Source organism: Streptococcus suis, assembly GCF_002960625.1.
Taxonomy (GTDB): Bacteria; Bacillota; Bacilli; order Lactobacillales; family Streptococcaceae; genus Streptococcus; species Streptococcus suis_T.
The window spans coordinates 12,892-34,912 of the sequence record NZ_POJH01000040.1; the positions used below are offsets into that span (position 1 = coordinate 12,892).

At 42.6% G+C, this 22,021-nt stretch carries 27 protein-coding genes; 11 read left to right on the forward strand and 16 right to left on the reverse strand.

Annotated elements, in window-relative coordinates; all coding sequences use genetic code 11:
• Positions 1 to 7: 7 nt before the first annotated feature.
• From truB to C1G49_RS11310, 8 genes are all read right to left on the reverse strand, one after another.
• Positions 8 to 898: a tRNA pseudouridine(55) synthase TruB gene (gene truB / locus C1G49_RS09030; protein WP_161942111.1), complete on the reverse strand. Its 891-nt coding sequence runs from the start codon at positions 896 to 898 to the stop codon at positions 8 to 10.
• A gap of 52 nt (positions 899 to 950) precedes the next feature.
• The gene (locus C1G49_RS09035; protein ID WP_105125433.1) at positions 951 to 2,276 is read right to left on the reverse strand and encodes a DUF438 domain-containing protein; all 1,326 of its coding nucleotides are present in this window, start codon (positions 2,274 to 2,276) and stop codon (positions 951 to 953) included.
• A complete protein-coding gene (locus tag C1G49_RS09040; RefSeq protein ID WP_105125434.1) occupies positions 2,273 to 2,506 on the reverse strand; it encodes a DUF1858 domain-containing protein in 234 nt (77 codons plus the stop codon). Before C1G49_RS09040 ends, C1G49_RS09035 begins: the two co-directional genes overlap by 4 nt.
• Complete coding sequence (locus tag C1G49_RS09045; RefSeq protein ID WP_105125435.1) at positions 2,503 to 3,018, reverse strand: alpha/beta fold hydrolase; 516 nt, start codon at positions 3,016 to 3,018, stop codon at positions 2,503 to 2,505. Before C1G49_RS09045 ends, C1G49_RS09040 begins: the two co-directional genes overlap by 4 nt.
• A gap of 90 nt (positions 3,019 to 3,108) precedes the next feature.
• Positions 3,109 to 3,885 carry a nucleotidyltransferase domain-containing protein gene (locus C1G49_RS09050; RefSeq protein WP_105125436.1) on the reverse strand — a complete coding sequence of 259 codons (777 nt, stop codon included), beginning with the start codon at positions 3,883 to 3,885 and terminating at the stop codon, positions 3,109 to 3,111.
• A complete protein-coding gene (locus tag C1G49_RS09055) occupies positions 3,872 to 5,218 on the reverse strand; it encodes a DUF2130 domain-containing protein (protein ID WP_105125437.1) in 1,347 nt (448 codons plus the stop codon). Before C1G49_RS09055 ends, C1G49_RS09050 begins: the two co-directional genes overlap by 14 nt.
• 337 nt (positions 5,219 to 5,555) lie before the next feature.
• On the reverse strand, positions 5,556 to 5,693 hold the full coding sequence (locus C1G49_RS11305) for a hypothetical protein (RefSeq protein ID WP_238595869.1): 138 nt from the start codon (positions 5,691 to 5,693) through the stop codon (positions 5,556 to 5,558).
• Positions 5,694 to 5,760: 67 nt separating this feature from the next.
• Positions 5,761 to 5,934, reverse strand: coding sequence for a hypothetical protein (locus tag C1G49_RS11310; RefSeq protein WP_238595870.1), 174 nt, complete (start codon positions 5,932 to 5,934; stop codon positions 5,761 to 5,763).
• A gap of 283 nt (positions 5,935 to 6,217) precedes the next feature.
• Here C1G49_RS11310 and C1G49_RS09070 point away from each other — a divergent pair, with 283 nt between their 5' ends.
• The 7 genes from C1G49_RS09070 (at position 6,218) to C1G49_RS09100 (ending at position 11,789) form a co-directional block, all read left to right on the forward strand.
• On the forward strand, positions 6,218 to 7,033 hold the full coding sequence (locus C1G49_RS09070) for a Cof-type HAD-IIB family hydrolase (RefSeq protein WP_105125439.1): 816 nt from the start codon (positions 6,218 to 6,220) through the stop codon (positions 7,031 to 7,033).
• Positions 7,034 to 7,042: 9 nt separating this feature from the next.
• A complete protein-coding gene (gene pepT, locus C1G49_RS09075) occupies positions 7,043 to 8,263 on the forward strand; it encodes a peptidase T (RefSeq protein ID WP_105117961.1) in 1,221 nt (406 codons plus the stop codon).
• Positions 8,264 to 8,382: 119 nt separating this feature from the next.
• Positions 8,383 to 8,781: a DUF5684 domain-containing protein gene (locus tag C1G49_RS09080; protein ID WP_105117962.1), complete on the forward strand. Its 399-nt coding sequence runs from the start codon at positions 8,383 to 8,385 to the stop codon at positions 8,779 to 8,781.
• A 150-nt stretch (positions 8,782 to 8,931) separates the two neighbouring features.
• Complete coding sequence (locus C1G49_RS09085; RefSeq protein WP_105117963.1) at positions 8,932 to 9,249, forward strand: PadR family transcriptional regulator; 318 nt, start codon at positions 8,932 to 8,934, stop codon at positions 9,247 to 9,249.
• Positions 9,246 to 10,358, forward strand: coding sequence for a DUF4097 family beta strand repeat-containing protein (locus C1G49_RS09090; protein WP_105125440.1), 1,113 nt, complete (start codon positions 9,246 to 9,248; stop codon positions 10,356 to 10,358). The genes C1G49_RS09085 and C1G49_RS09090 overlap by 4 nt, the downstream gene beginning before the upstream one ends.
• A gap of 11 nt (positions 10,359 to 10,369) precedes the next feature.
• Entirely contained in the window at positions 10,370 to 10,948 is a 579-nt protein-coding gene (locus C1G49_RS09095; RefSeq protein WP_105117965.1) for a DUF1700 domain-containing protein, read from the forward strand.
• Entirely contained in the window at positions 10,935 to 11,789 is an 855-nt protein-coding gene (locus tag C1G49_RS09100; protein ID WP_105117966.1) for a DUF4097 family beta strand repeat-containing protein, read from the forward strand. Before C1G49_RS09095 ends, C1G49_RS09100 begins: the two co-directional genes overlap by 14 nt.
• Positions 11,790 to 11,824: 35 nt before the next feature.
• Here C1G49_RS09100 and C1G49_RS09105 read toward each other — a convergent pair whose 3' ends face one another.
• The gene (locus tag C1G49_RS09105; protein WP_024394145.1) at positions 11,825 to 12,184 is read right to left on the reverse strand and encodes a DUF1304 domain-containing protein; all 360 of its coding nucleotides are present in this window, start codon (positions 12,182 to 12,184) and stop codon (positions 11,825 to 11,827) included.
• Between the two features lie 4 nt (positions 12,185 to 12,188).
• The gene (locus tag C1G49_RS09110; RefSeq protein ID WP_105117967.1) at positions 12,189 to 12,641 is read right to left on the reverse strand and encodes a MarR family winged helix-turn-helix transcriptional regulator; all 453 of its coding nucleotides are present in this window, start codon (positions 12,639 to 12,641) and stop codon (positions 12,189 to 12,191) included.
• A 153-nt stretch (positions 12,642 to 12,794) separates the two neighbouring features.
• Between C1G49_RS09110 and C1G49_RS09115 the strand changes: the two genes are divergently transcribed.
• The 3 genes from C1G49_RS09115 to C1G49_RS09125 are packed head-to-tail and all read left to right on the forward strand — an operon-like array spanning position 12,795 to position 15,257.
• Positions 12,795 to 13,553 carry a threonine/serine exporter family protein gene (locus C1G49_RS09115; RefSeq protein WP_105125441.1) on the forward strand — a complete coding sequence of 253 codons (759 nt, stop codon included), beginning with the start codon at positions 12,795 to 12,797 and terminating at the stop codon, positions 13,551 to 13,553.
• Positions 13,554 to 13,558: 5 nt separating this feature from the next.
• Complete coding sequence (locus tag C1G49_RS09120) at positions 13,559 to 14,008, forward strand: threonine/serine exporter family protein (RefSeq protein ID WP_105125442.1); 450 nt, start codon at positions 13,559 to 13,561, stop codon at positions 14,006 to 14,008.
• Positions 14,009 to 14,066: 58 nt separating this feature from the next.
• Positions 14,067 to 15,257, forward strand: coding sequence for a cation diffusion facilitator family transporter (locus tag C1G49_RS09125; RefSeq protein WP_105125443.1), 1,191 nt, complete (start codon positions 14,067 to 14,069; stop codon positions 15,255 to 15,257).
• 63 nt (positions 15,258 to 15,320) lie between these two features.
• On the opposite strand, the gene C1G49_RS09130 is transcribed toward C1G49_RS09125, so the two are convergent.
• The 6 genes from C1G49_RS09130 to C1G49_RS09155 form a co-directional block, all read right to left on the reverse strand.
• The gene (locus C1G49_RS09130) at positions 15,321 to 16,163 is read right to left on the reverse strand and encodes an amino acid ABC transporter substrate-binding protein (RefSeq protein WP_161942110.1); all 843 of its coding nucleotides are present in this window, start codon (positions 16,161 to 16,163) and stop codon (positions 15,321 to 15,323) included.
• A 14-nt stretch (positions 16,164 to 16,177) separates the two neighbouring features.
• Complete coding sequence (locus tag C1G49_RS09135) at positions 16,178 to 16,810, reverse strand: amino acid ABC transporter ATP-binding protein (RefSeq protein ID WP_105125444.1); 633 nt, start codon at positions 16,808 to 16,810, stop codon at positions 16,178 to 16,180.
• 8 nt (positions 16,811 to 16,818) lie between these two features.
• Positions 16,819 to 17,460 (reverse strand): amino acid ABC transporter permease, encoded by a 642-nt coding sequence (locus C1G49_RS09140; protein WP_105114857.1) that lies wholly within the window; start codon positions 17,458 to 17,460, stop codon positions 16,819 to 16,821.
• A gap of 139 nt (positions 17,461 to 17,599) precedes the next feature.
• Entirely contained in the window at positions 17,600 to 19,411 is a 1,812-nt protein-coding gene (gene glmS / locus C1G49_RS09145) for a glutamine--fructose-6-phosphate transaminase (isomerizing) (RefSeq protein ID WP_105125445.1), read from the reverse strand.
• A 203-nt stretch (positions 19,412 to 19,614) separates the two neighbouring features.
• Positions 19,615 to 20,157, reverse strand: coding sequence for a signal peptidase I (gene lepB, locus C1G49_RS09150; RefSeq protein ID WP_105125446.1), 543 nt, complete (start codon positions 20,155 to 20,157; stop codon positions 19,615 to 19,617).
• 40 nt (positions 20,158 to 20,197) lie between these two features.
• Positions 20,198 to 20,818, reverse strand: a complete 621-nt coding sequence (locus tag C1G49_RS09155) for a GDSL-type esterase/lipase family protein (protein WP_105125447.1) — start codon at positions 20,816 to 20,818, stop codon at positions 20,198 to 20,200.
• A gap of 89 nt (positions 20,819 to 20,907) precedes the next feature.
• Between C1G49_RS09155 and C1G49_RS09160 the strand changes: the two genes are divergently transcribed.
• Positions 20,908 to 22,014: an NAD(P)/FAD-dependent oxidoreductase gene (locus C1G49_RS09160; protein ID WP_105125448.1), complete on the forward strand. Its 1,107-nt coding sequence runs from the start codon at positions 20,908 to 20,910 to the stop codon at positions 22,012 to 22,014.
• Positions 22,015 to 22,021 lie beyond the last annotated feature (7 nt).

Here is a 22,021-nt window from a genome sequence, read left to right on the forward strand (position 1 = left end):
ATCACAACTAGGCTAAAACTTCTTCAAGAAAAACCTTGCGAGGCTTATAGACTTGGTCACGTTTTTCTAGGATAGCCACCAGTTTCTCCTTATGAAAACCTGCCAACAAATTCGCCTGACTATCTAAGGTGATAAAACGACCAAATCTGGCATCAATAACTTGCTCAATCGTCAAATCAACAATAGGCAAATCACCAATTCCTTGCTCAATAGGCCGGAGGAAGGAATAGTCCGCTTGAGCCACCTTGTCAGCAATTTCGTCAATAGTCAGGGCATCTGATAAATGCATACCAGCTGATCCTGTCCTCTCCAGCTTGGACATATGGCTGGCATAGCCTAGTTTAGCTCCCAAGTCAACAGACAGGGTACGGACATAGGTTCCCTTGCCACAGCGAACTCGGAAGGTAAATCGGGCACAGTCATCTGCTAACTCAATCGGGCTGGTTCGCTCAAAACTGTATATGTCGATTTGGCGTTGAGGACGTTCGACTTCTTCACCCGCCCGTGCGTATTCGTAGAGTTTGCGGCCCTTGACCTTGACAGCAGAGTACATGGGTGGAATTTGGGTGATGGTCCCTACAAAGCTAGCCATGGCCTCATCAACTGCCTGCTCTGCTATGTCCAAAACCGGTGTCCGCTCGACGATATCGCCCGAAGCATCTTCTGTCGTGGTCGAGTAGCCAAGAGTAATCTCCCCCTCGTAAATCTTGCCCTCTTCCTGCATATACTCAATCATGCGCGTAGCCTTGCCGACTGCGATGGGCAGAACGCCTGTCACATCTGGGTCCAAGGTCCCACCGTGGCCAATCTTCTTCTCCTGCAAAATCTTGCGGAGCTTAAAAACAACATCATGCGAGGTCATGCCCGCCTCTTTTTTTACGTTAATAATTCCTGAAATCATGTTCTCATTATAACACAAAGGACCGCTCTTGTGGGCGGTCCGATACGATTTAGATATCCCGATGAAAATCGCTATCAATCTCAAAAAATGGCTGGATATCTTGGACATATTCCAAGACGCCTTGAAATTCTCCTTGGTCATCACGCACCGCCTTATAGACCACGTAGACAAACTTGCCCATGCTATCGGACTTGAACCACATGGTGACCTGGTCTTTTTGCCCTGTGCGAAGCAAGTCAAAAATTTTCTTGACCTTGTCTACTATTTTGGGAGGATGGCAGAGCTCCACATGGCGTCCAATCTGGCTTGGCGTCCGTTTGAAAATCATGTCTTCGACAGGGTGGCTATCATTATAATATTGGAAAATGTCATCCTTGTTGACAAAGGTTAATTCCAGCGGTAAATGATTGAGGATAAGATTGGCCTGCTCGACAGACAAGTAACCATTGCCGAAGGTCTGCGGACTGGTTCTGTCCTGAACAGTTTCTGATTTTTCCTTGGGTGTGAAGGTAATGGTAAACTGGCCTTCTGGCGTGTCGATAATCTGCTGATTTGGTCCTGCTGGCTGCGGAGAAATGCTATCTGCTGCCTGCTCTGCTATTTCCCCAAAAACCTCCCGATGAGGTACCCACTTGGCTGTCGGCTTGACAATGGCGTAGCCGTAGGCGTCGCTGTCCGCTGCCACTTGGAGCCAGTCGTCCTGGGTGAAAATCTCCAGCAAAATCATGAGAAGGATGGCCTCTTCCTTGAACATCATCTCTTCAAATTCCTTGGCAAAGGTTTCAAAATGGGCTTTTGTTGCTACTAGGTCGCCCGTTGCAAGGTTTTTGCAAGCCGTTTTGAAGAGGTCGCGAATCTCATCGTCCACACCCCACATGACCTTGGGCGGTGCATCATGACCGTACCGCTCCATAATCGGAAAGAAGACTTTTTCCTTGCGAGTGTAGTGGTTTTCAAACTGCCCCAAGAGGTCAAGCTGGCGTGTCAAACCTTGCAGGAGCTGGTCTTTCAGCTCCGCATCCTCTGTCTGCTCATACTGGTCGATGATACGGCGAATGCGTAAGAGAGCTGCCCGCAGTGCCAGATTTTCCTGCTTGAAGACATAGACAGGATGCCCCTCCTGATCCATATCCGCCACTTCCACATCCGCAATGGCTCCTTTGAAGAGGTTGGCGTGGATATTGCAAAGGCTCATGACGTCTTCAAAAGTGATACCCGTGTCGCTGGACATAAGTTCATGCTCCATCATGGAGATTTCCAGGGCAGAAACTCCCGTGAAATGCTGATTAAACTGGTCCTGAACAGACTCAGGGCTGGCACCATTGTGCAGGTCCAAGAGAATATTCTTCAAAATGTCAATCCGTTGGTCTGTCATGCTTCTCCTCCTATTACCTCGTAGCCGTTGCATTCTAAAACCTGCTGAATACGGTCTAGCCGAATCTTGGTCATCTTGGAGCCTGTCTTCAGACTGGTCACCTTGCCAACTGTGTTGAGCATGGCTGGATTGGCCAAAGGCTTGAAACCAAGCTCCACCAGAATCTCCTTGACTTCGGGGTGCTGGTTAATAATCTCTGCAACAGGCAGATTTAGGTCGATTGTGTTCATTGAAAGTTCCTCTTTAAAAATTGCTTGATAGCTTGGGCCAATTCCGCTGGTTTATGAACATTTAATTCATGTCCCCCGCCCTCTATAATCATCAGTTCTGACTGTGGTATCAACTTGTTCAGCTCATAAGCAGGTTTCAGATTGGGTTTGTCCTTTGAACCACAGATTAGCAAGCTTGGTAGACTAATTTTGCTAACCTCTTCGGTCAACTCAAGCCGACGCATACTTTTCTGCAACGCTAGCAACTGTGCCTTATCTAGCCCCTGCTTACCATAAAAGGACTTGGGAAGCAGGGACATAATCACGATTTGAAGAGCAAATAACCAATTCCCCTCTAAGCGATACTGGGCACCCGAAATAATCAGCCCTCTGCACTGGGGCAAATGATTGACCAAAGCCAAGGCTAGAATTCCGCCTAGCGACAAGCCAAAGAGTACAAAAGGCTCACTTTCCTGCTGCAATCTGTTCCGTAGTTGACCGCAAAGATGGTCAAAATTCTTTGCCTTGGGCAATTCCAACACCTACTTCAAAATTTGTCAAAGATTTTTTCAAGTCACCGTAACTAGCCACAGTCTGACCTAGACCATGTAAAATAATGAGTTTCATCTGATTTTCTCCCGTATTTGCCTCATCTGCTCTTCCACAAATCGTTTTGCTAACTGCCTATCAATTACTGCCTCTAATCGTTCTCCCTTGTAAACTGATAAAGTATCTTCTAGCAGAGATTGGTACATAGGATGACAAACTGTGAGCACCCACTCCCCACCTTCTCTTTTTGATAGAATGATATTTTCATCAAGGTAGGCAAGCGTTCGACAAAGATTTAGTACCGCGTCAACAGGTCGTTCCAAGACTTTATTCTCGTAATCTTGAATGTCAAACCAAATACTGTCAAAGTAATCTTCTCGCCTTGGCTCTTCAAACAGTTGTTGTATATCTGGACCACATAAATTAATTCCTCTATGCCAGATAACCATAATATGTGCAGTTAAATCTTCGTCCCTTCCCTGCATATTATCACAATATTTTTCTATATTATCATGGATAGCCTGAATATGCATATTTGAAAAATGTAGTTCATATGGGACAGGATAATCACATGGTTTAAGACAACTTTTCAATACAATACTCATCTCCAACCCTTTAGGAGGAGTTTGGGGCAACAAAGTATAAAGAGATTGAATTATTCTTATTTTTTCTATCTGTGTTAAGGAATGTTCAACAACTACTAGAAAATCTACATCACTATTCTCCCAGATAAAGCTACCTGTTGCAAGAGAACCATGCAGATAGATACCAAGTAAATTCTCTCCTAATTCATTTTGGAATATGATACAAATTTCATTCAGTAATTCTTGAATATCATTACTCTTCATCATCTTTCAACGCCTCAAACTTCGCCTTCATCGTAGGGTTATTGCGGGTCAGTTTTTTGACGGAGACATCTTCCAGCTTGTTGTTAGCCAGTCGCAGCTGGTTTTCGCTGGTAGTTAGGGCTGCTTTGACAGCCTCCATTCGCTTGATGGCCTTGTCGATTTCATCAATAGCCTTTTGGAAATTATTGCTAGCTGACTGGTAGTTCTTGGCAAAGGCTGTTTTGAAGGTCGCCAAATCTTCTTCAAAATGGGTAATATCGATATGCTGTTCTCTGACCAAGGCCAACTCCTGCTTGTACTTCAAACTGTTGAGCGCAGCATTTCGCAACAGCCCTATCAACTGAATAAAGAACTGGGGACGAACCACGTACATCTTCTCGTACTTGTGGCTGACATCCACGATACCTGTGTTGTAGTAATCGTTGTCCGCCTCCAACATGGTCACCAAAACAGCATACTCGCAGTCCTTCTCCCGACGATCCTTGTCCAACTCCTTGAAAAAGTCCTCGTTCTTGTGCTTCTTGACCGTGTCGTCCGCCTCGTTCTTCATCTCAAACATAATGGAAATGATTTCCACCCCATTTTCGTCCAGCTCCCGATAGATGTAATCTCCCTTGGAGCCACGCGCCGACACCTGATTATCCTTCTCAAAGTAAGCATTTGGAAAGGCCAACTGCCGCACCTTATTAAACTCCGCCTCGGCATAGAGCTCCAAACTCTCACCGATCGCCTTGGTCGATTGCTGGGCCTTGAAATTCTTGTAAAATTCCACCTGCTCATCCGCCGCCTTGAGCCGTACCTCGTACTCCTGACGGGTGGTCGCCAGCGCCAATTCCTGCTTCTGCTCCTGCATAGCCAAAGCATTCTGAGCTGCGTCACGCTCCTTCTCAACCTGAGCCACCGCCTGCTGCAACTCCAACTCCTTGGCTAGCTCGATTTGCCCCAATTGAGCCTTGAGTTCTTGGATTTCTTGGTCTTTTTTGGACATAGCAGAGCTAATTTCAAGTTCCGACTGACTAGCTAGCGTATCTAGTTTTGCTGTCAACTCGATAATTTCTTGGTCTTTTTTGGAAATAGCAGAGCTAATTTCAAATTCTGTCTGACTAGCCAACTTGTCCAAGCGTGTAGTCAGTTCAAGGATTTGCTTGTCCTTGTCACCCAGTTTGGCCTGTAAATCATTTTCAGCCCTCTGGTGTAATAATTCCCGTTCCCGCTCCAAACGTTCATGGATTTCCTTATCAAACTCCGCACCACGTACCTGGGCTAAAAGCTGACTGTATTCTGTTTCATTGACCGTAAAAACGGTAGCGCAATGAGGGCAAGTAATCTTGTGCATAATTTTTCCTTTCATTTACATTCATCTTTCATCAATCAAGCTTGCAACAGACACTACTACTTCCTCTTCCTGCGAACAAGATAGGAAATCAGTTCATATGTGGCATATACGAAGCCAAGTATCCACAAAAAGTAAAAGAAACGAGGGATATTCCGTGGATCGATAAAAAATAAGCGATAAAAAACGTAGATAGTCAAAGCTAGTATCCACCGCCAACCCCAAGTCATTTTTCTCTTTATGAACCACTCTAACCAATCCTCACCTGAATTGTAACGTGTTTCATAATATTCTTCTCTTATTTGAGCCCACCATCTCTTCATTTGGTTCACCTCATTTTCTACAACTTCAATTCCTTTTCTAAGAAAGCCGACCATTTTTCCTGTAATGGTTGACGTCCAGGCAGGTCCAGACCTTCTAAGAGGTTTTTGATGCATTCATTCTGCACCAGCCAATCTGCCATATCTTTTTTAGCCATCTGCAAATTCATTGCCAAAATCAACAGGGATTTCCTCCTCAAAGACAATCAGCGTCTCTTGCTCTTGCTAGCTCAAGCTGAAGGAAACCCTAGCTCTATCCCAGGTGTAAGCAATCGCTTCATGTGGTCGGTAAGCTAACAAGTCCATGGTTTCATGGAAGTCTTCCATTTCAAAGCCCAACTTGTCGCCCTCCACCCTCAACTGAGGAAACCAGCGGACAAATCCACTATCCGTTGCCAACAAATCCTATGCCTTCGCCAAACTAGCTAGCACGGTATAGCAAATGCTTAACAGGTACTTCTCAACTTCTTTTTTGACAGCAGTCTTCAGACGACACTCCTATTCTATCCTTCTATTATACCAAAAAACACCAGTCCATAACCGATGTTCCCTATATATTTATAATTTTTTGACCATGACCAAGCAAGCCCCTTTCCATTTTATACCGTATTTCTTCTAGCATTTCAATCACTCCTCTCTCGTTTTGTGCTATACTAGATGTAGTGAAAACAAGGAGGTAACTATGATTAAACTAATCGCTCTTGACATGGACGGAACCCTCTTAAACGAGAATAAAGAGTTGATGCAGCCACAAATTGATGCTATTCATCAGGCTGTTGAAGCTGGGGTGACAGTCGTTCTCTGCACAGGACGGCCCTTGGTTGGCGTTAAGCCTTTCGTAGAGCAACTTGGCTTTGACACCGAAGAGGAATATATCATTGTCAATAACGGTTGCTCAACCCATTCCACAAAGGATTGGAGCCTGATTGACTGGGAAGAGCTGTCTATTGCTGATATTGACTATCTTGCTACTTTTATTGAGAATGACCATGTACAGATTTCCCTCTTTGATGAGGAAGACTATTTCGTTCTTGCAGAAAAAGCCAATGACCGAGTGAACTTGGATGCTAGTTTAGTCGGTATGACACCACAGCCAATTGACTTGGACGAGGCAACGTCTGGTAAACACCGTTTCTTTGAAGCCATGTTTGTCGGTGAGAAGGAAGCCATTGATGCCTTTGAAAACCAGCACAATGACACCTTAAGCAAGGACTACACAACAGTTCGTTCACAGGACTATCTCTTGGAAATTTTGCCAAACGGTGCCAGCAAGGCCTCTGGTTTAAAAAAATTGGCAGACCGCCTCGGTATCCTCCCAGAAGAAATCATGGCTATGGGAGATGCCAACAACGACCTTGAAATGATTGAATTTGCTGGACTTGGTATTGCCATGGGCAACGCCAATGAACATGTCAAGGCTATCGCCCAAGACATCACAGATACCAATGAAAACAACGGCGTTGCCAAAGCCATTGAAAAACATATTTTAAACAAATAAGGAGACACTATGAAATACCCAACACTCTTAGACCGTTTTTTAGTCTATGTCAAAGAAAATACTCGCTCAGATGAAAATTCGACAACTACACCTTCTACCCAAAACCAAGTCGAGTTTGCACAGAATATCCTTCTGCCTGAAATGAAACGCATCGGCCTGCAGGATGTTCACTACTTACCAAATGGTTTTGCAGTGGGAACACTCCCTACCAACGACCCGAGTTTGACACGCAAGATTGGTTTTATCGCCCACATGGATACAGCTGACTTCAACGCAGAAGGTGTCAATCCACAAATCATCGAAAACTACGACGGCAATCCTATTGCCTTGGGAACTTCTGGCTATGAATTGCATCCAAAAGACTTCCCACAACTGGCTAACTACCAGGGGCAAACCCTGATTACCACTGACGGTACTACCTTGCTAGGCTCTGATGACAAGTCAGGAATTGCAGAGATCATGACGGCTATCGAGTACCTAGTCCAAAATCCCGACATCAAACATTGCGAAATCCGTGTCGGCTTTGGTCCTGACGAAGAAATCGGTGTCGGTGCGGACAAGTTTGATGTGGAAGACTTCGATGTGGACTTTGCCTACACCATGGACGGGGGACCGCTGGGGGAACTCCAGTACGAAACTTTCTCAGCAGCTGCTGCCAAGATTGACTTCCTTGGGCGCAACGTCCATCCAGGTTCTGCCAAAGACCAGATGATCAACGCCTTCCAGATGGCTATTGATTTCCACAATGCCCTTCCAGAAACAGACCGCCCAGAAAAAACTGAAGGCTATGAAGGTTTCTTCCACTTGATGAACATGGAGGGTAGCGTTGATACTGCTTCTACCACCTACATCATCCGCGACTTTGAGGAAGAGGATTTCCTTGCCCGCAAACAGCTCATGCTGGACATTGCTGACAAAATGAATGCCAAGTTTGACACGCCACGCGTTATCGTCAACCTGCATGACCAATACTACAACATGAAGAAAATCATCGAAAAAGACATGACCCCAATCAACATCGCAAAAGATGTCATGGAAAAGCTGGATATCAAGCCACTGATTGAGCCAGTTCGTGGAGGAACAGACGGCTCTAAGATTTCCTTCATGGGCATTCCAACGCCAAATATCTTCGCTGGTGGTGAAAACATGCACGGCCGCTTCGAGTTCGTCAGCCTGCAAACCATGGAAAAAGCTGTTGATGTGATTTTAGGTATTGTAGCTTACAAATAAAAAAGAAAAGTAGGTTTTCTGAAAAAATCTACTTTTTTTGAAAATTGTTCGACATAACTATTGTATTATTTAAATAATACTGCTATAATAGAACCATCAAAAAGAAATGGAGTTTTATTATGACAGAAGAAACATTTGCACAAGGTATTTTAGTTGGGCTTTGGGGAGCCGGTATGATTTTTTCACTCATTTGGTATGTCCTCGTAACTATTTCCAACTTCATCCTCTTTAAAAAAGCTGGCTATGCTGGTTGGAAATCTCTCATTCCTTTCTACAACCTATACGTCCAACAATGTATCACATTTGGCGAAGACAAGGGTTGGTTTATCCTCTTCTTACTCATCCCACTTGCTGGACCACTTTATGGTATTTATTTGACTTACTGCTATGGTAAAGCATTTGGTTTGTCTGATATTCAAGCCATCTTCTATGTCTTGTTTACACCACTTTTCAATGTCTACATCGCCTTCAATGACGGAAGCCGTTACCAAGGTCCACAAACTTTCTTTATTGACTAATATCAAATGAAGCAACTTTTCCTAGCTGGAAGGGTTGCTTTTACTTTTTTAAAAAATATATAAAAAATTTATATAATTACTTGATTTTAGTAAATGATAGGTATATAATTTATATATAAAATAATTACATAAAGATAAAGAGGTGATTTCATGTACTACCCCGTATCCTCTATCTTGATTGAATTTCTGATCTTGGCCATCGTGGAGAAACAAGATTCTTATGGCTATGAAATCAGTCAAACCATCAAGATAGTTGCTGATATAAAGGAATCCACGCTCTACCCTATCTTGAAGAAACTGGAAAAGGCGGGCTACGTCACCACCTATACCCAAGAATTTCAAGGGAGAAAGAGAAAATACTACACCATCACACCTGCTGGACGTGAGCACATCCCCTTCCTGCAAGGTGAATGGAATACCTACAAAGACCATATCGACGGAATTATAGAAGGGAGCCTACGAAAATGACACGCGCAGAGTATTTGAACCAACTAGAACAAGCACTGACACAACTCCATCCAAGTGCTAGACAGGAGGCTTTAGACTACTTCAATGAATATTTTGATGAAAAAGGTGATGACCAGACAGCCATTGCTGAACTAGGTAACCCCCAAGAAGCAGCAAAAGAAATCATCGCCAACCTACCCGAAGATGCCCTAATTGCTAAGGAAGACCAGACCGATCAACATTCATCCAAACCATTTGATTTCAACTTTGATTTTGACTTTCAATTTGACTGGGAGAATTTTTTCAACAATTTCAAACACTCAGCCTATCAAGCTAGGGAAAGAATGGAATTGAAGGCGAAGATTGAAGAATTACCTGAGTTTTCAAATCTACAGATTTCGCTCGAAGATCAGGCTCTGAGTGTTCAAACTTATGACGGAGAAACTGTCTTATTGCACAACCCTGTTTCAGAAGATGGCAACTACCAGGCTTTTGACTATCAACTGGTTCAGGATAGTTTGTACCTAACAAGCAATCCTTCCCCTAATCACCTCTTCTTCTCAAATAATCAAACTAGCTCTGCTATTCTCAAAATCCCTAAAAAACTCCTGCCCCTTACCAATCTTAATCTACACACAAGAGATAGCAGTCTAACCATGGTAGATGTGCAAGTAAGTGAACAGTTGGTCCTTAAGGCAACTGACACTAGTCTGACAATGTCGGATCTACAAAGTCCTCTAGCTTCTCTACAGCTAGAAGATACTACCTTATCTATTTCAGGTGGGCAATCAAGGGATTTGACACTGAAAGCTAGTGATTCTATCATCAATCTGACAAGTCTTAACCTGTCACATGCCCGCATAGAATTAGAAGATTGCGTCTGGAAGTTGAAGGATTTTGTCCTTGAAAAGAGCCTAAACTGTCAGGCTGAAGATTCTGTCCTAACCTTTAAACCAAATACAGACATCAGTTTGGACATCTGGGAGGAAGATTCTAGCCTCAAACTTCCAAAGGATAAGGCGTTTACCATGATGAAAGAGGATAACACCACTCATCTCAGCTACAAGCAAGAAAATAGCCCTGCTCAGCTAGTTATTCATTGTCAAGACTGCCAGCTAAATATGGGATAAAGGAGGTTCCTATGAATCGCAAAGAATATTTACAGAAACTTGAAAAACATCTCAAACACTTGCCAAAAGAAGATTTTCAAGATACCTTGGACTATTTCAATGAATTTTTCGATGAGAAAGAAAACGACGAAGAAGCTATTCAAGAATTAGGCAGTCCAAAAGAGGCCGCCCGTGAAATTCTAGCAACCCTCTACGAAAAAGAGCGGACGGAAGATAAGCCAAATACCCGCAATATGGTCTGGTTGACCATCCTCGCCATCCTTGCCGCACCAATAGGCATCCCCCTAGCAATCAGCTTGGTCGCCCTCTTCATTACCCTTCTCATACTCATCTTCAGCGCCTTTCTACTCCTAATCTCACTCTGGATTGTCCTCCTCAGTCTAGCAATCGCCCAGCTTCTCCTCGCCTTCGACCTCTTTACGCTCTCATGGTCCTCCTCCCTCCTCTTCACAGGGCTAGCCCTCGTCTGTTTGGCACTCACCCTCTTGGGTAGTAAATTCACTCTAGACCTTGGAAGCAAAACCTTCTTGCTTGTTTTACACTGGATACAAAGAACCATTCGCAAAGGAGATTATCATGAAAGAGCTTAAACCATTTACGAAAATCATTCTGAGCCTGCTCACTCTTGGAGCCATTCTCAGCCTCATCGGTTTCCTAGCTGGCGGATGGACAAATATGAGAACTGTCTCAGAAAACTACTTCCAGCCACAAACAGCCAGTTTTAGTGACATTAGGGAAATAGAAGTTAATGAACGACTGTCCATCATGCCTTCGCCTGACAACCAATTCCACCTCCACTACTATCGAAATCAGCATAAAGACATCGACCTCCTCAGCCACCAAGTTCAAGATGGAAAGTTAACCATTTCTAGTGCATTTCAAGGTATCGTTTCTTATGATGGTTTACTCGAACCAATCTTAAATCTTGTCAATGACCAAAATGTCGCCTACCACCAACCTGTTTTAGAGGTACCAAAAAATAGCACAATTGAAACACTTTCAGGCAACCTTCAAGGAGATCTGTATCTGGATAAAGTGACCATTCAAAATCTTGATCTCACAGTAGAAGATGGGGATATGTTGATTGAAAACAGTCACATCAGCTTTACTCATTTATCACACCTCAATGGAGAAGTAGCAATCAATCATTCCACATTAACAAGTCCGAAAGACATTTCCAATACTGTTGGCAGTAGCCTAACGATTGAGGATGGGGATTTTAAAGCAGAAAATCTAAAACTAGAAGGAAGACATGACATCAGCAATTACAATGGCTCAATCGACATCTCTCTTCATTCACAAACAAGAACGGACCTCTACATAGATGCCAGTCAAAATAATCTGGGAATTGACCTTCCAACTTATTCCAATCCCCAAGCCACTAATTACCTCCACATCTCTACACTAGATGGTGAATTGAGCATTCGGTAATTGCTAAAAGCCCTCCTGACGGAAGGCTTTTTCGTTTATTTAAACAACAAAATAGAAATTAAGGCCAAGATTGCTGGTCCACCTTGGGTTAAGATGATTTTTGGACTTGCTGTAATAGCACCATAAGCTGCTGCAGCAATAACATATAGAACAAAAATGCTTGTAATTTCTAGATTACCAGTAAAAATACCGTAGAACAAGAAAACCGCCAATAAGCCATTATAAATTCCTTGATTTTTGAACAAGGCAGTCACAGACTTACGTTGTAATTCTTCCTTCTCCATATTGAATACGCGACTGGTAGAGTCTGAGTGGGTTGCAAAAGTTTCCAAATACATGATATATAGGTGCTCAAGCGCTACGATACTCGCTAAAATAGTTGTAAAAATTGACATAAGTTTATTCTCCTTTTTCTTCAATGACAGTTTCAAGCGGCAGGTCTTGAAGACCAGAAACTAATTTCTCCAAAAGATTGCTCAATTGCTCTTCTTCCCTATCAGACAAAATGCTTTCCATTGCAGCTTTCACGGCTAGGTGATGGGCTGGTGGACGAACCTGTAGTTCATTTACTGCATACTGGGTGGGTTGAACCAGCATTTCTCTTTGATTTTCAGGATTGCGCTCCCTTTGAATATAGCCCTTGTCCTCCAAAATTTTTAAATGTCGAGTTATGGCTGCACGGTCAATGCGAAGTTTTTCCTGTAAATCTTGTTGTGAGCAGGGAGCTTGGTCAAGCAAGTTGGTCAAAAGCTGATAACGGGTCAGACTAATCCCCAACCCCTTTTCAAACAAACTAGTGACTGCCTCATCTGCAAGTTTTACCTGATAGAGTAACTGAGAAAGATGTTTCATATTTCTACCCCTTTGTTGACTTGTCAACTGTTGATAAGTCAATTATACCAGAATACGAATAATTTTCAAGAATTTTGCTTAACTTTAGAAAACTCTGTTATGTAAAAAGCAAGTTTTGGTATAATGGTTTTATAGTAGGAAACGGAGGCTACCATGAACGATTCAAAAGAACTCAACTTAGCGATTGATGTGCTCATGTTAGCTGGTGCCATTCTCTTACAAAGTGGTGCTGAAATCCACCGAGTAGAAGATACCATGGTTCGGATTGCCCGTTCACAAGGAATAGAAAATGCGAATGTCTTAGCCATCCCAGCCGCCATCTTCTTTTCTATTGACCATACCAATATCTCTCGAATGAAACGGATTGTCAATCCAGTACACGATATGCAAAAAGTTTGTCTGGTCAATCAGGTTTCTCGTACCTTAACCGCAGGACAAATGAGCCTTGAAACTGCACAAAATGAATTGAAAACTATCCGAAACCTGCCCCTGCCCTATACACAACTCCAAACGATTTTAGCAGCCGCCCTAGCTGCCCCCTTTTTTACCATTATGTTTGGTGGGAGTTTGTTGGATGCGCTAGCGACAGTCTTTGCGACCTTGCTGGCTTTTCCCTTCTCCCTCTTGGTAGACCGTCTCATTCGAATTGAGTTTGTATCGAAATTTGCAGGAGCCTTGGCTTTTTCCCTATTCTCTTTACTGCTTGCAAAGTATTCTGACCTACCTATCAATCCCAATATGATAAATGCTGGTGCAGTTATGCCCTTTGTCCCCGGGATTGCCTTTACAAATGCTGTACGGGACTTGATGACCAACCATCTCAATACTGGAATGACAAAAATCTTCCAAACCTTGCTTGTTATCCTCTCCCTAGGAGCAGGGACAACCGTTGCACTCTTAATTGTGGGGTAAAATCAATGAATATACTTTATTTTATCTTGCAGGCTATTGCTTCTTACATCGCTATCGCTGCCTTTCTTATTGTTCTCAATGTTCAGAAACAGTTGCTTATTCCAGGCGGGATATTGGGCATGTGTGTCTGGTTGCTCTACCTACTCCTTCTTGGTCCGACCAATGTTATCATTGCAACACTTATAGCTGCTATCGTGGGATCCTGTATTAGTCAAATATTGAGCATTCTGTATAAAACACCATACGTTATTTTCTCTTTAGCCATTCTTGCCCCCCTAGTTCCTGGCTATCGAGCCTATTTGGCAACTACGCAATTTGTATCAGAAAACTATAAAGAAGCCTTGGTAAATACGACTACCGTGCTTATGCTCGCACTGGTTATACCAATTGGTATGACCAGCGGAACTATCCTGATGCAAATTTATCGCTATCTTCAAACTAAAAAGTCTATCTGAGTTTCTTGAAAGCAGGTAGACTTTTTGTTAGAATAAATGAATATGTTTAGGAGGAGCTATGAACCAACAAATTCAGAATTTAAAACTTGCCGAGCGTGGTGCCATCATTTCCATCTCAGCCTATATTATCCTCTCTGGAATTAAGTTGGCTGCGGGCCACATTTTCCATTCAGATGCTCTGACTGCTGATGCCTTTAACAATATTTCGGATATTATCGGCAATGTTGCTGTCCTTGTCGGACTGCGAATGGCTCAGAAACCAGCTGATACGGACCATAAATTTGGACATTGGAAAATGGAAGACCTGGCCAGCCTGATTACATCTTTCATTATGTTCGTGGTTGGGTTTCAAGTTCTCTATTCTACTTTCATCAAAATCATGAGCAACCAGCCTGTCGAGATTGATATGACTGGTGCAATTGTAGGAATTTTCTCAGCCTTTGTTATGATAGGTGTTTATCTTTACAACAAATCACTTGCTAAGAAAGTTCATTCCAAAGCCTTGGAGGCAACTGCAAAGGATAACCTCTCCGACGCCGTGACTTCTATCGGAACATCTGTTGCCATTTTTGCAGCAGCCTTCAATTTCCCCATTGTCGATAAAATTGCTGCCGTTATTATCACCTTCTTCATCTTGAAAACAGCCTACGATATATTCATGGAAAGTTTCTTTACACTTTCAGACGGCTTTGACGAGGAACTCCTACATAAATATGAAGAAGATATTCTTAAACTGCCTAAGGTCGTGGCTGTAAAATCCCAGCGTGGCCGGACTTACGGGGCCAATATCTATCTGGACATTGTGCTAGAAATGAATCCTGATCTGTCAGTCTATGAGAGCCATGAAATTACAGAACAGGTGGAGCAACTTCTCACCTTAAAACACGGTGTTTTTGATGTTGATATCCATGTCGAACCCTCCGAAATTCCACATGACGAAATATTTGAACATGTCTTTGACAAACTCTACCGCTTCGAATCAGAAATTCAAGCTCACGAAGTCGGTTATGAAGATTTAATTGATGATAACTATCTCTTGATTGATGCCAAAGGTCGTTACCTCAACAAGTCCGAGATGCTCCAAGCCCATCCAGTCCAATCCACCTACCTCTCCAACTACCAAATGACCTCTGTCAGTCAGAAATCCAAACTAGTCACCTTCGAAATCGGCGACTATGTCCACACATCTCTCTGGCGACGGCATGAAAATTGGACAGTTGTATTTCATCAAATATCCAAAAAAGCCTAGTCATTTCGACAAGGCTTTTCGTTTGGATACACAAAAAGAGCACATGGCTCTTTTTAAAAAATCTTAGTTCTTCACTGCGTCTGTGGCAATATCTTCACCGAACCATTTTTGGGAGATTTCTTGGAATTTACCTTCTTTATACAGTTCAGTAAAGGCTTTGTTGATATTCTCAACAAGTGTCGTATCTGACTTACGAGCACCGACTGCGAAGGCTTCATTTTCAAAACCTGCATCAATGATATTGTATTCTGCAATAATTCCCTCTTGTTGCAAGTAATAATTTGCATAAACACGGTCAATCAAAAGACCATCGATACGATCATTTTTCAAGTCAATCAAGGCTTCATTAAATGTCGCATACTGACTTGCATCATTATTCTGAACGATGTCTTTCAAGATTGCTGGTTGAGATTCAAAGACTGAATAACCTGAAGAACCTGCTTGCGCACCCAAAATTTTGTCCTTCATATCAGAAACTTGACTGATATTTGAAGATTTTTTCGTCACAAGTACTTGTTGGTTATCCATATACGAATCCGTAAAGAGAACCTTCTCCTTGCGCTCATCAGTTACAGAATAGCCATTCCAAATCAAATCAATATTGCCATTGTTTAATTCAGTTTCTTTCAAATCCCAGTCAATAGGTTGCCATTCAATCGCAATACCATATTTGTCAAAAACTGCTGTTGCCAAATCAATATCAAAACCAGTATATGTACCATCAGCCTCTTCAAAGCCCATTGGGACAAAGGTCTTATCAAAACCAATGGTAATAGACTTCTCAGATTCATAAGTTGACCAATTGTCAGACTTAGTTGTTGACTGGCTTGAGCCACAAGCAGCAAGGGCAAAAGTCGTTACAAGAGCCGCAGCTCCAAGCATCATTTTCTTCATATTCATCATCATATTTGTTCCTTTTCTTAGTGTTTCGGTTCAATTTTGATGATTTCATCTGCGATATTTTCAGCAAACTGCATATCGTGGGTGACCACAATTTGCGTGATTCCAGTAGCCCTATTTTCAAGAATGAGTTTTTCTACTTCTTTTCTCAATTCAGGATCTAGGGCAGAGGTTGGTTCGTCATAGCCGATAATCTCAGGATCAATCATCATAGCACGCGCCAAAGCCACACGTTGCTTTTGTCCACCCGATAGTGAAAACGGATAGGCAGTAGCGTGGCTAGCTAGGCCAAGAGCATCCAAGAGTTTAAGGGCCTTGTCTTCCGCCTCTGAACGCGACATATTCAGCGTTTTCATAGGAGAGAGAACCAAGTTTTCCAAAACGGATAGGTGTGGGAAAAGCTGGAAGTCTTGGAAGACAAAGCCCAGCAGATGTCGTTTTCCCAACTCCTCAAGTGGCAGTTCCTGACCATTGTAAATCAGGGTACCTGAATCAATGGTTTCCAAACCAGCCAACATCCGTAAAAGAGTTGTCTTTCCACCGCCTGATTGACCAACGATGGCAATGATTTTCCCCTCTGGAATGACCAAATCATAGTCGGAGAAAATCTGTTTATTATCAAATCGTTTGGATAGATTGCGTAGTTCTAACATAACTCCTCCTATCTATAATAGTCAAATTTCTTTTCTACCTGCTTAGAAACAAGGGTTACAGCACCAATCATCAAGAGATAAATAGCTCCAGCGATAAACATAGGGGCCAAGCTAGCATCACGGTTAGCTGCTGTACGGCTGGCAAGCAAGAGGTCACTAACACCCAAGGCATAGACCAAGGATGTATCCTTGACCAAGGTCATGACTTCATTGAAAACACTTGGTAGAACAATTTTCACGACCTGGGGCAAGACAATATAACGAATGGTCTGAACAGGTGTAAATTTCAAGACCTTAGCGGCTTCATACTGACCTTTTGGAATAGCTTCAATACCACCACGGAAAATTTCAGAGAAATAGGCCGCATAGTTGAGGGTAAAGGCCAGAATAACAGCAGGCATACGGTCAAAGGTAATGCCAACACTTGGCAGGACATAATAAACAAAAATTAGTTGCAAGAGCAAGGGAGTCCCACGCATGATTAAAACATAAAAATGCAAGAGCCATTGCAAAGGTTTGAACTTCATCTGCATTAAGAAGGCGAGAATTGCACCCAAAGGCAAGGATAATAGCAATACTAGAAAAAATACTTGCAGGGAAACCATCGCGCCATTTAATAAACTAGGCAGAACTTCCAAAACATAATCCATAGTCTTCTCCTAAAAGAATGATTAGGTTCTAGTATAGCAGAAAATTTCATGTATTTCAAAGAATTTTTCATATTTTTAAATATTTTTTCATTTTTTCTGCATAATCTTGCAAAAAAAGGTCGATAAACGACCTTTTACATTATTCAACTGTTACGGATTTTGCCAAGTTACGAGGCTTATCGACATCCAAACCACGTTGCAATGTTGCATAGTAAGCAATCAATTGTGTCGGAACAACCATTGCAATGGCTGACAAGAATGGATGAACTGTTGTCACAGTAATGTCATCATCTTCCTTAGCTACTGCCTCATCGACAATCGTCAAGACATTTGCACCACGCGCCACTACTTCCTGGATATTCCCTCTAGTATGACTAGCTAAGTGTGGATGATTTGAAATCAAGGCCAAGACAGGCACACCGTCTTCAATCAATGAAATGGTACCGTGTTTCAATTCACCTGCCGCAAAGCCTTCACATTGGATGTATGAAATTTCTTTCAATTTCAAACTTGCTTCCATAGATACATAGTAATCACTACCACGACCGATATAGAAAGCATTGCGTGTGGTTGCTAAAAGTTTTTCAACTTTTTCAGCAATCACATCTTTTTCAGACAAGCTTGCTTCAATAGATTGGGCAACGATGGACAATTCATGGACCAAGTCAAATTCTTTCGCGTAGGCATTACCATTTGCATCACCGACAGCCTTAGCCAAGATTGCCAAAGTCGCAATCTGTGCAGTGTAGGCTTTTGTAGAAGCTACCGCAATTTCTGGACCTGCATGGAGCAACATAGTGTAAGTTGCCTCACGTGACAAGGTTGAACCAGGAACGTTGGTTACAGTCAAACTTGGGATGCCCATTTCATTTGCTTTAACCAATACCTGACGGCTATCAGCAGTTTCACCTGACTGGCTAATCATGACAAAGAGTGGCTTTTTGCTCAAAAGCGGCATATTGTAACCCCACTCAGATGAAATTCCCAACTCTACTGGTGTATCTGTCAATTTTTCCAAGAAGTCTTTTGCGGCAAATCCTGCGTGATAGGAAGTTCCAGCAGCTAGGATATAGATACGGTCAGCATCTTGTACTGCCTTGATAATATCCGCATCAACTGTTACCTGACCAGCTTCATTTGTATAGGCGCTAATCAATTTACGCATAACAGTTGGTTGCTCATCAATCTCCTTGAGCATGTAGTATGGATACGTTCCCTTACCAATATCTGACAAATCAAGTTCAGCAGTATAGCTGCCACGCTCAATCGCATTGCCATTATAGTCCATAACTTCTACGCTATCTTTCTTCACGATAACCAATTCTTTGTCATGGATTTCCATATATTCACTTGTTTCACGAATCATCGCCATGGCATCTGAGCAGACCATGTTATAGCCATCACCCAATCCAATCAAAAGTGGCGATTTATTTTTGGCAACGTAGATTGTATCTGCATCCGTAGCATCAATCAAGGCAAAGGCGTATGAACCTTGGATGATATGAAGAGCCTTTTTGAAAGCTTCCAAAGTAGACAAGCCTTCCTCAGCAAATTGACCAATCAAGTGTACAGCAATTTCTGTGTCCGTCTGACCTTTCAAGTCATGACCTGCAAGATACTCTTCCTTGATTTCTGCGTAGTTTTCAATCACACCGTTGTGAACTAGGATATGTCCAGCAGTTTGAGAAGTATGAGGGTGAGCGTTGTTCTCAGTTGGTTTACCGTGAGTCGCCCAACGAGTATGACCGATCCCTGTTGTCCCTTCGGTCTTATCACCAACTTTTGCTGATAATTCAGCAATGCGACCTACTGCTTTTACCAAGTGAGCCTGCTCCCCACCTGTTACGAAAATACCTGCTGAATCATAACCGCGGTATTCTAATTTTTCAAGTCCTTGAATTAAAATATCAGTTGCGTTTGTATTTCCAACAACACCAACGATTCCACACATATCATTTCACCTACGATGTTTCTTAACATCGGCTTTCATTTTTTCATAAATTGGTCTAGTCAACTAATTCCAAAAAAAGACTAGTAAAGTCAGTATATAAAAAGATTTTACACTTGTCAAGAAATAAATTGGTCTAGTCAGATTTTGGAAAAGTATACAGAAAATAACTGAAAAATTACCAGAAGAACTGAAAAAGACCAGTCCTACTGGACCAGTCCTGTCTTAATAAATCCAAATTCTGATAGGGGACTTAGGCGAAAAGTCAATCGCCCAATAATATCCTTCTCTGCAATTAAACCAAAACTACGACTATCCTCTCGATTGGTCCGAACATCGTTCAGAACCAGGTAGTGCTTTGGGGGGATAGTAGCATGTTGCCCTGCTGTTAAGGTTGCCAAAGTGAAATCGTCTGTATAACTCTCCTGAGAATGTGGGGTTTGTAAATAATTCTCCGCAACAATCACATCATTTCTATAAAGAACATCATCCATATAAGTAACGGTTTCGTTTTCTAAGGCAATAATTCGGCTGACATATTCTGTTCCTTCATGCTGATAGAGAACAAAATCTCCATGAGTTAAGTCAGCATTGCGAACAGTAACAATAAAGTCGCCTTCTTTTACATACTCATTTGCCATCTGAGAAGTGATTGTAACAGGTTCAAAGAACCACACTCTTAAACCAATCAATCCTACTATCAACAGAATAAGCAGACTAAGTTGCTTTACTAAATCTCTCTTTACCATATTCTCTCCAATCATTACCCATTATATCATATTTTCTGGACTAATCATTCATAAGATGACGGTAAATTTCCTCAGCGATGACTTGATTTCCAAGTGGTGTCAGATGCAGACCATCACTATAGTATTCCAAGTGCCCCTTTGTCAAAGGATAAAGATTGATGACTGGCACATCCAATTCCTGACCAATTTCTGCAATAATGTCTTGTAATTCATCCTCAATAATCTGATTATTAAGCCCAAAGCGGCTGGTTGGCACGAAAGGTGGAATGACCAGATAGACATCAGGCTGGCTGGGTAAATTCAGGTAGCGCTCTGCCATTCCCCTATATTCGCCAATAAAACGTTCCCTATTCCAGTATGGACCACGACTATCATTGCTACCAATCATGATAATGACAATATCTGCCTCACTTTCCAGAGACAACTGGGCATTTTTCTCTTTAAAATAAGGAAAATCCGCAGTGGACTGTAGGGAACGGCCGCTCAAGCCAAAATTGGACACCTGATAATGATGCCCCAGTTTCTCTGCTAGAATGCAGGGATAGGCATCTTTTTCACGATTTTCAAGCCCATAGCCGTAGGTCAGGCTATCACCAACTGTCGCAACTTTAATGGCCCCACTTCCAACTGTCAGGACCTCAGGATACATAATATCTGACACGTCATCTCCTCTCCTCTGATTATATTTTTTTCTATTGTACCATCTTGAAAAAAATAAATAAACCCCTGAATTTGTGATATAATGAACATATGAAAAAACAAGTAATCATTATAGGCGGAGGGATTGTCGGCTCAACTGCTGCTTTCTACCTCTCACAAGATCCATCCATTGACCTAACACTTATCGACCATGGGGTTGGTACTGCCACCCGAGCTGCTGCCGGGATTATTTGTCCCTGGATGGCCCAGAAGAAAAACAAGGACTGGTACAAGCTGACATCAGAGGGGGCCGTCTTCTATCGCAAACTGGTCGCGGATTTAGAGGCTACTGGAGCTACTGACATCCCCTTTAAACAGACTGGGACTATCGGCTTAAAGAGCAAGCCTGAATTGCTGGATAAAATTCAAAAGATTGCAGAAGACCGCCGTGTAGACACTCCAACCATTGGACAGATTACAACCTTGCAAGGTCCAGAGGTCACCGACTACCTCCCACCACTCAAACCTGATTTTTACGGCATTCACTTAGAAGGAGGCGGCCGTATCGATGGTGGGCGATTGATTGACATCCTGCAAGAAGAGTTTTTGAAAAATGGCGGAGTGCGATTGCAGGGGCAGGCAAAACTGCTAGATGCTCACACTGTCGAGCTAGATGGTCAAGAGCTGGCAGCCGACCACATTATCCTAGCTACAGGTGCTTGGTTGCCCCATATCCTTGAACCGCTGGGCTATCAGGTGGATGTCCGACCACAAAAGGGACAACTCTTGGAATTAGACACCCAATACGACACCAGCAACTGGCCAGTCTGCATGCCTTATGGGCAAATTGATATACTACCATTTGAAAATGGTAAAATCATCGTGGGAGCTACCCACGAAGACAATATGGGCTACGACCTGACTCTTGACCCAGAGAAAATCCAAAGCATGCAGGATAAGGCGGCTGACTTTATGCCAGATTTGGCCAACTATCCAGTCGCTAGAACACGGATTGGAACTCGTGCCTATACGTCAAACTATGCCCCATTTTATGGCACTATTGATGATATGAAGAACGTCTGGGTTGCCAGTGGTTTAGGTTCATCTGGTTTGACAAACGGTCCATTCATAGGCTGGCAAATTGCCCAAGAAATCTTAGAAAAAGATACCAACTTCGACCGTACAGCCTATTCACCTAATAACTACATTCAAAAATGATAAGACA

What these genes read in the sequence shown, in the direction of transcription:
- C1G49_RS09035 (WP_105125433.1), bottom strand. Translation starts at nt 2,276, where the DNA reads ATGACAGACCAACGGATTGACATTTTGAAGAATATTCTCTTGGACCTG.
- C1G49_RS09050 (WP_105125436.1), bottom strand. Translation starts at nt 3,885, where the DNA reads ATGATGAAGAGTAATGATATTCAAGAATTACTGAATGAAATTTGTATC.
- C1G49_RS09130 (WP_161942110.1), bottom strand. Translation starts at nt 16,163, where the DNA reads ATGATGATGAATATGAAGAAAATGATGCTTGGAGCTGCGGCTCTTGTA.
- pepT (WP_105117961.1), top strand. Translation starts at nt 7,043, where the DNA reads ATGAAATACCCAACACTCTTAGACCGTTTTTTAGTCTATGTCAAAGAA.
- C1G49_RS09160 (WP_105125448.1), top strand. Translation starts at nt 20,908, where the DNA reads ATGAAAAAACAAGTAATCATTATAGGCGGAGGGATTGTCGGCTCAACT.
- C1G49_RS09140 (WP_105114857.1), bottom strand. Translation starts at nt 17,460, where the DNA reads ATGGATTATGTTTTGGAAGTTCTGCCTAGTTTATTAAATGGCGCGATG.
- C1G49_RS11305 (WP_238595869.1), bottom strand. Translation starts at nt 5,693, where the DNA reads ATGGCTAAAAAAGATATGGCAGATTGGCTGGTGCAGAATGAATGCATC.
- C1G49_RS09055 (WP_105125437.1), bottom strand. Translation starts at nt 5,218, where the DNA reads ATGCACAAGATTACTTGCCCTCATTGCGCTACCGTTTTTACGGTCAAT.
- C1G49_RS09085 (WP_105117963.1), top strand. Translation starts at nt 8,932, where the DNA reads ATGTACTACCCCGTATCCTCTATCTTGATTGAATTTCTGATCTTGGCC.
- C1G49_RS09125 (WP_105125443.1), top strand. Translation starts at nt 14,067, where the DNA reads ATGAACCAACAAATTCAGAATTTAAAACTTGCCGAGCGTGGTGCCATC.
- glmS (WP_105125445.1), bottom strand. Translation starts at nt 19,411, where the DNA reads ATGTGTGGAATCGTTGGTGTTGTTGGAAATACAAACGCAACTGATATT.
- C1G49_RS09040 (WP_105125434.1), bottom strand. Translation starts at nt 2,506, where the DNA reads ATGAACACAATCGACCTAAATCTGCCTGTTGCAGAGATTATTAACCAG.
- lepB (WP_105125446.1), bottom strand. Translation starts at nt 20,157, where the DNA reads ATGGTAAAGAGAGATTTAGTAAAGCAACTTAGTCTGCTTATTCTGTTG.
- C1G49_RS09135 (WP_105125444.1), bottom strand. Translation starts at nt 16,810, where the DNA reads ATGTTAGAACTACGCAATCTATCCAAACGATTTGATAATAAACAGATT.
- C1G49_RS09105 (WP_024394145.1), bottom strand. Translation starts at nt 12,184, where the DNA reads ATGTCAATTTTTACAACTATTTTAGCGAGTATCGTAGCGCTTGAGCAC.
- C1G49_RS09070 (WP_105125439.1), top strand. Translation starts at nt 6,218, where the DNA reads ATGATTAAACTAATCGCTCTTGACATGGACGGAACCCTCTTAAACGAG.
- C1G49_RS09115 (WP_105125441.1), top strand. Translation starts at nt 12,795, where the DNA reads ATGAACGATTCAAAAGAACTCAACTTAGCGATTGATGTGCTCATGTTA.
- C1G49_RS09110 (WP_105117967.1), bottom strand. Translation starts at nt 12,641, where the DNA reads ATGAAACATCTTTCTCAGTTACTCTATCAGGTAAAACTTGCAGATGAG.
- C1G49_RS09120 (WP_105125442.1), top strand. Translation starts at nt 13,559, where the DNA reads ATGAATATACTTTATTTTATCTTGCAGGCTATTGCTTCTTACATCGCT.
- C1G49_RS09080 (WP_105117962.1), top strand. Translation starts at nt 8,383, where the DNA reads ATGACAGAAGAAACATTTGCACAAGGTATTTTAGTTGGGCTTTGGGGA.
- C1G49_RS09095 (WP_105117965.1), top strand. Translation starts at nt 10,370, where the DNA reads ATGAATCGCAAAGAATATTTACAGAAACTTGAAAAACATCTCAAACAC.
- C1G49_RS09100 (WP_105117966.1), top strand. Translation starts at nt 10,935, where the DNA reads ATGAAAGAGCTTAAACCATTTACGAAAATCATTCTGAGCCTGCTCACT.
- C1G49_RS09090 (WP_105125440.1), top strand. Translation starts at nt 9,246, where the DNA reads ATGACACGCGCAGAGTATTTGAACCAACTAGAACAAGCACTGACACAA.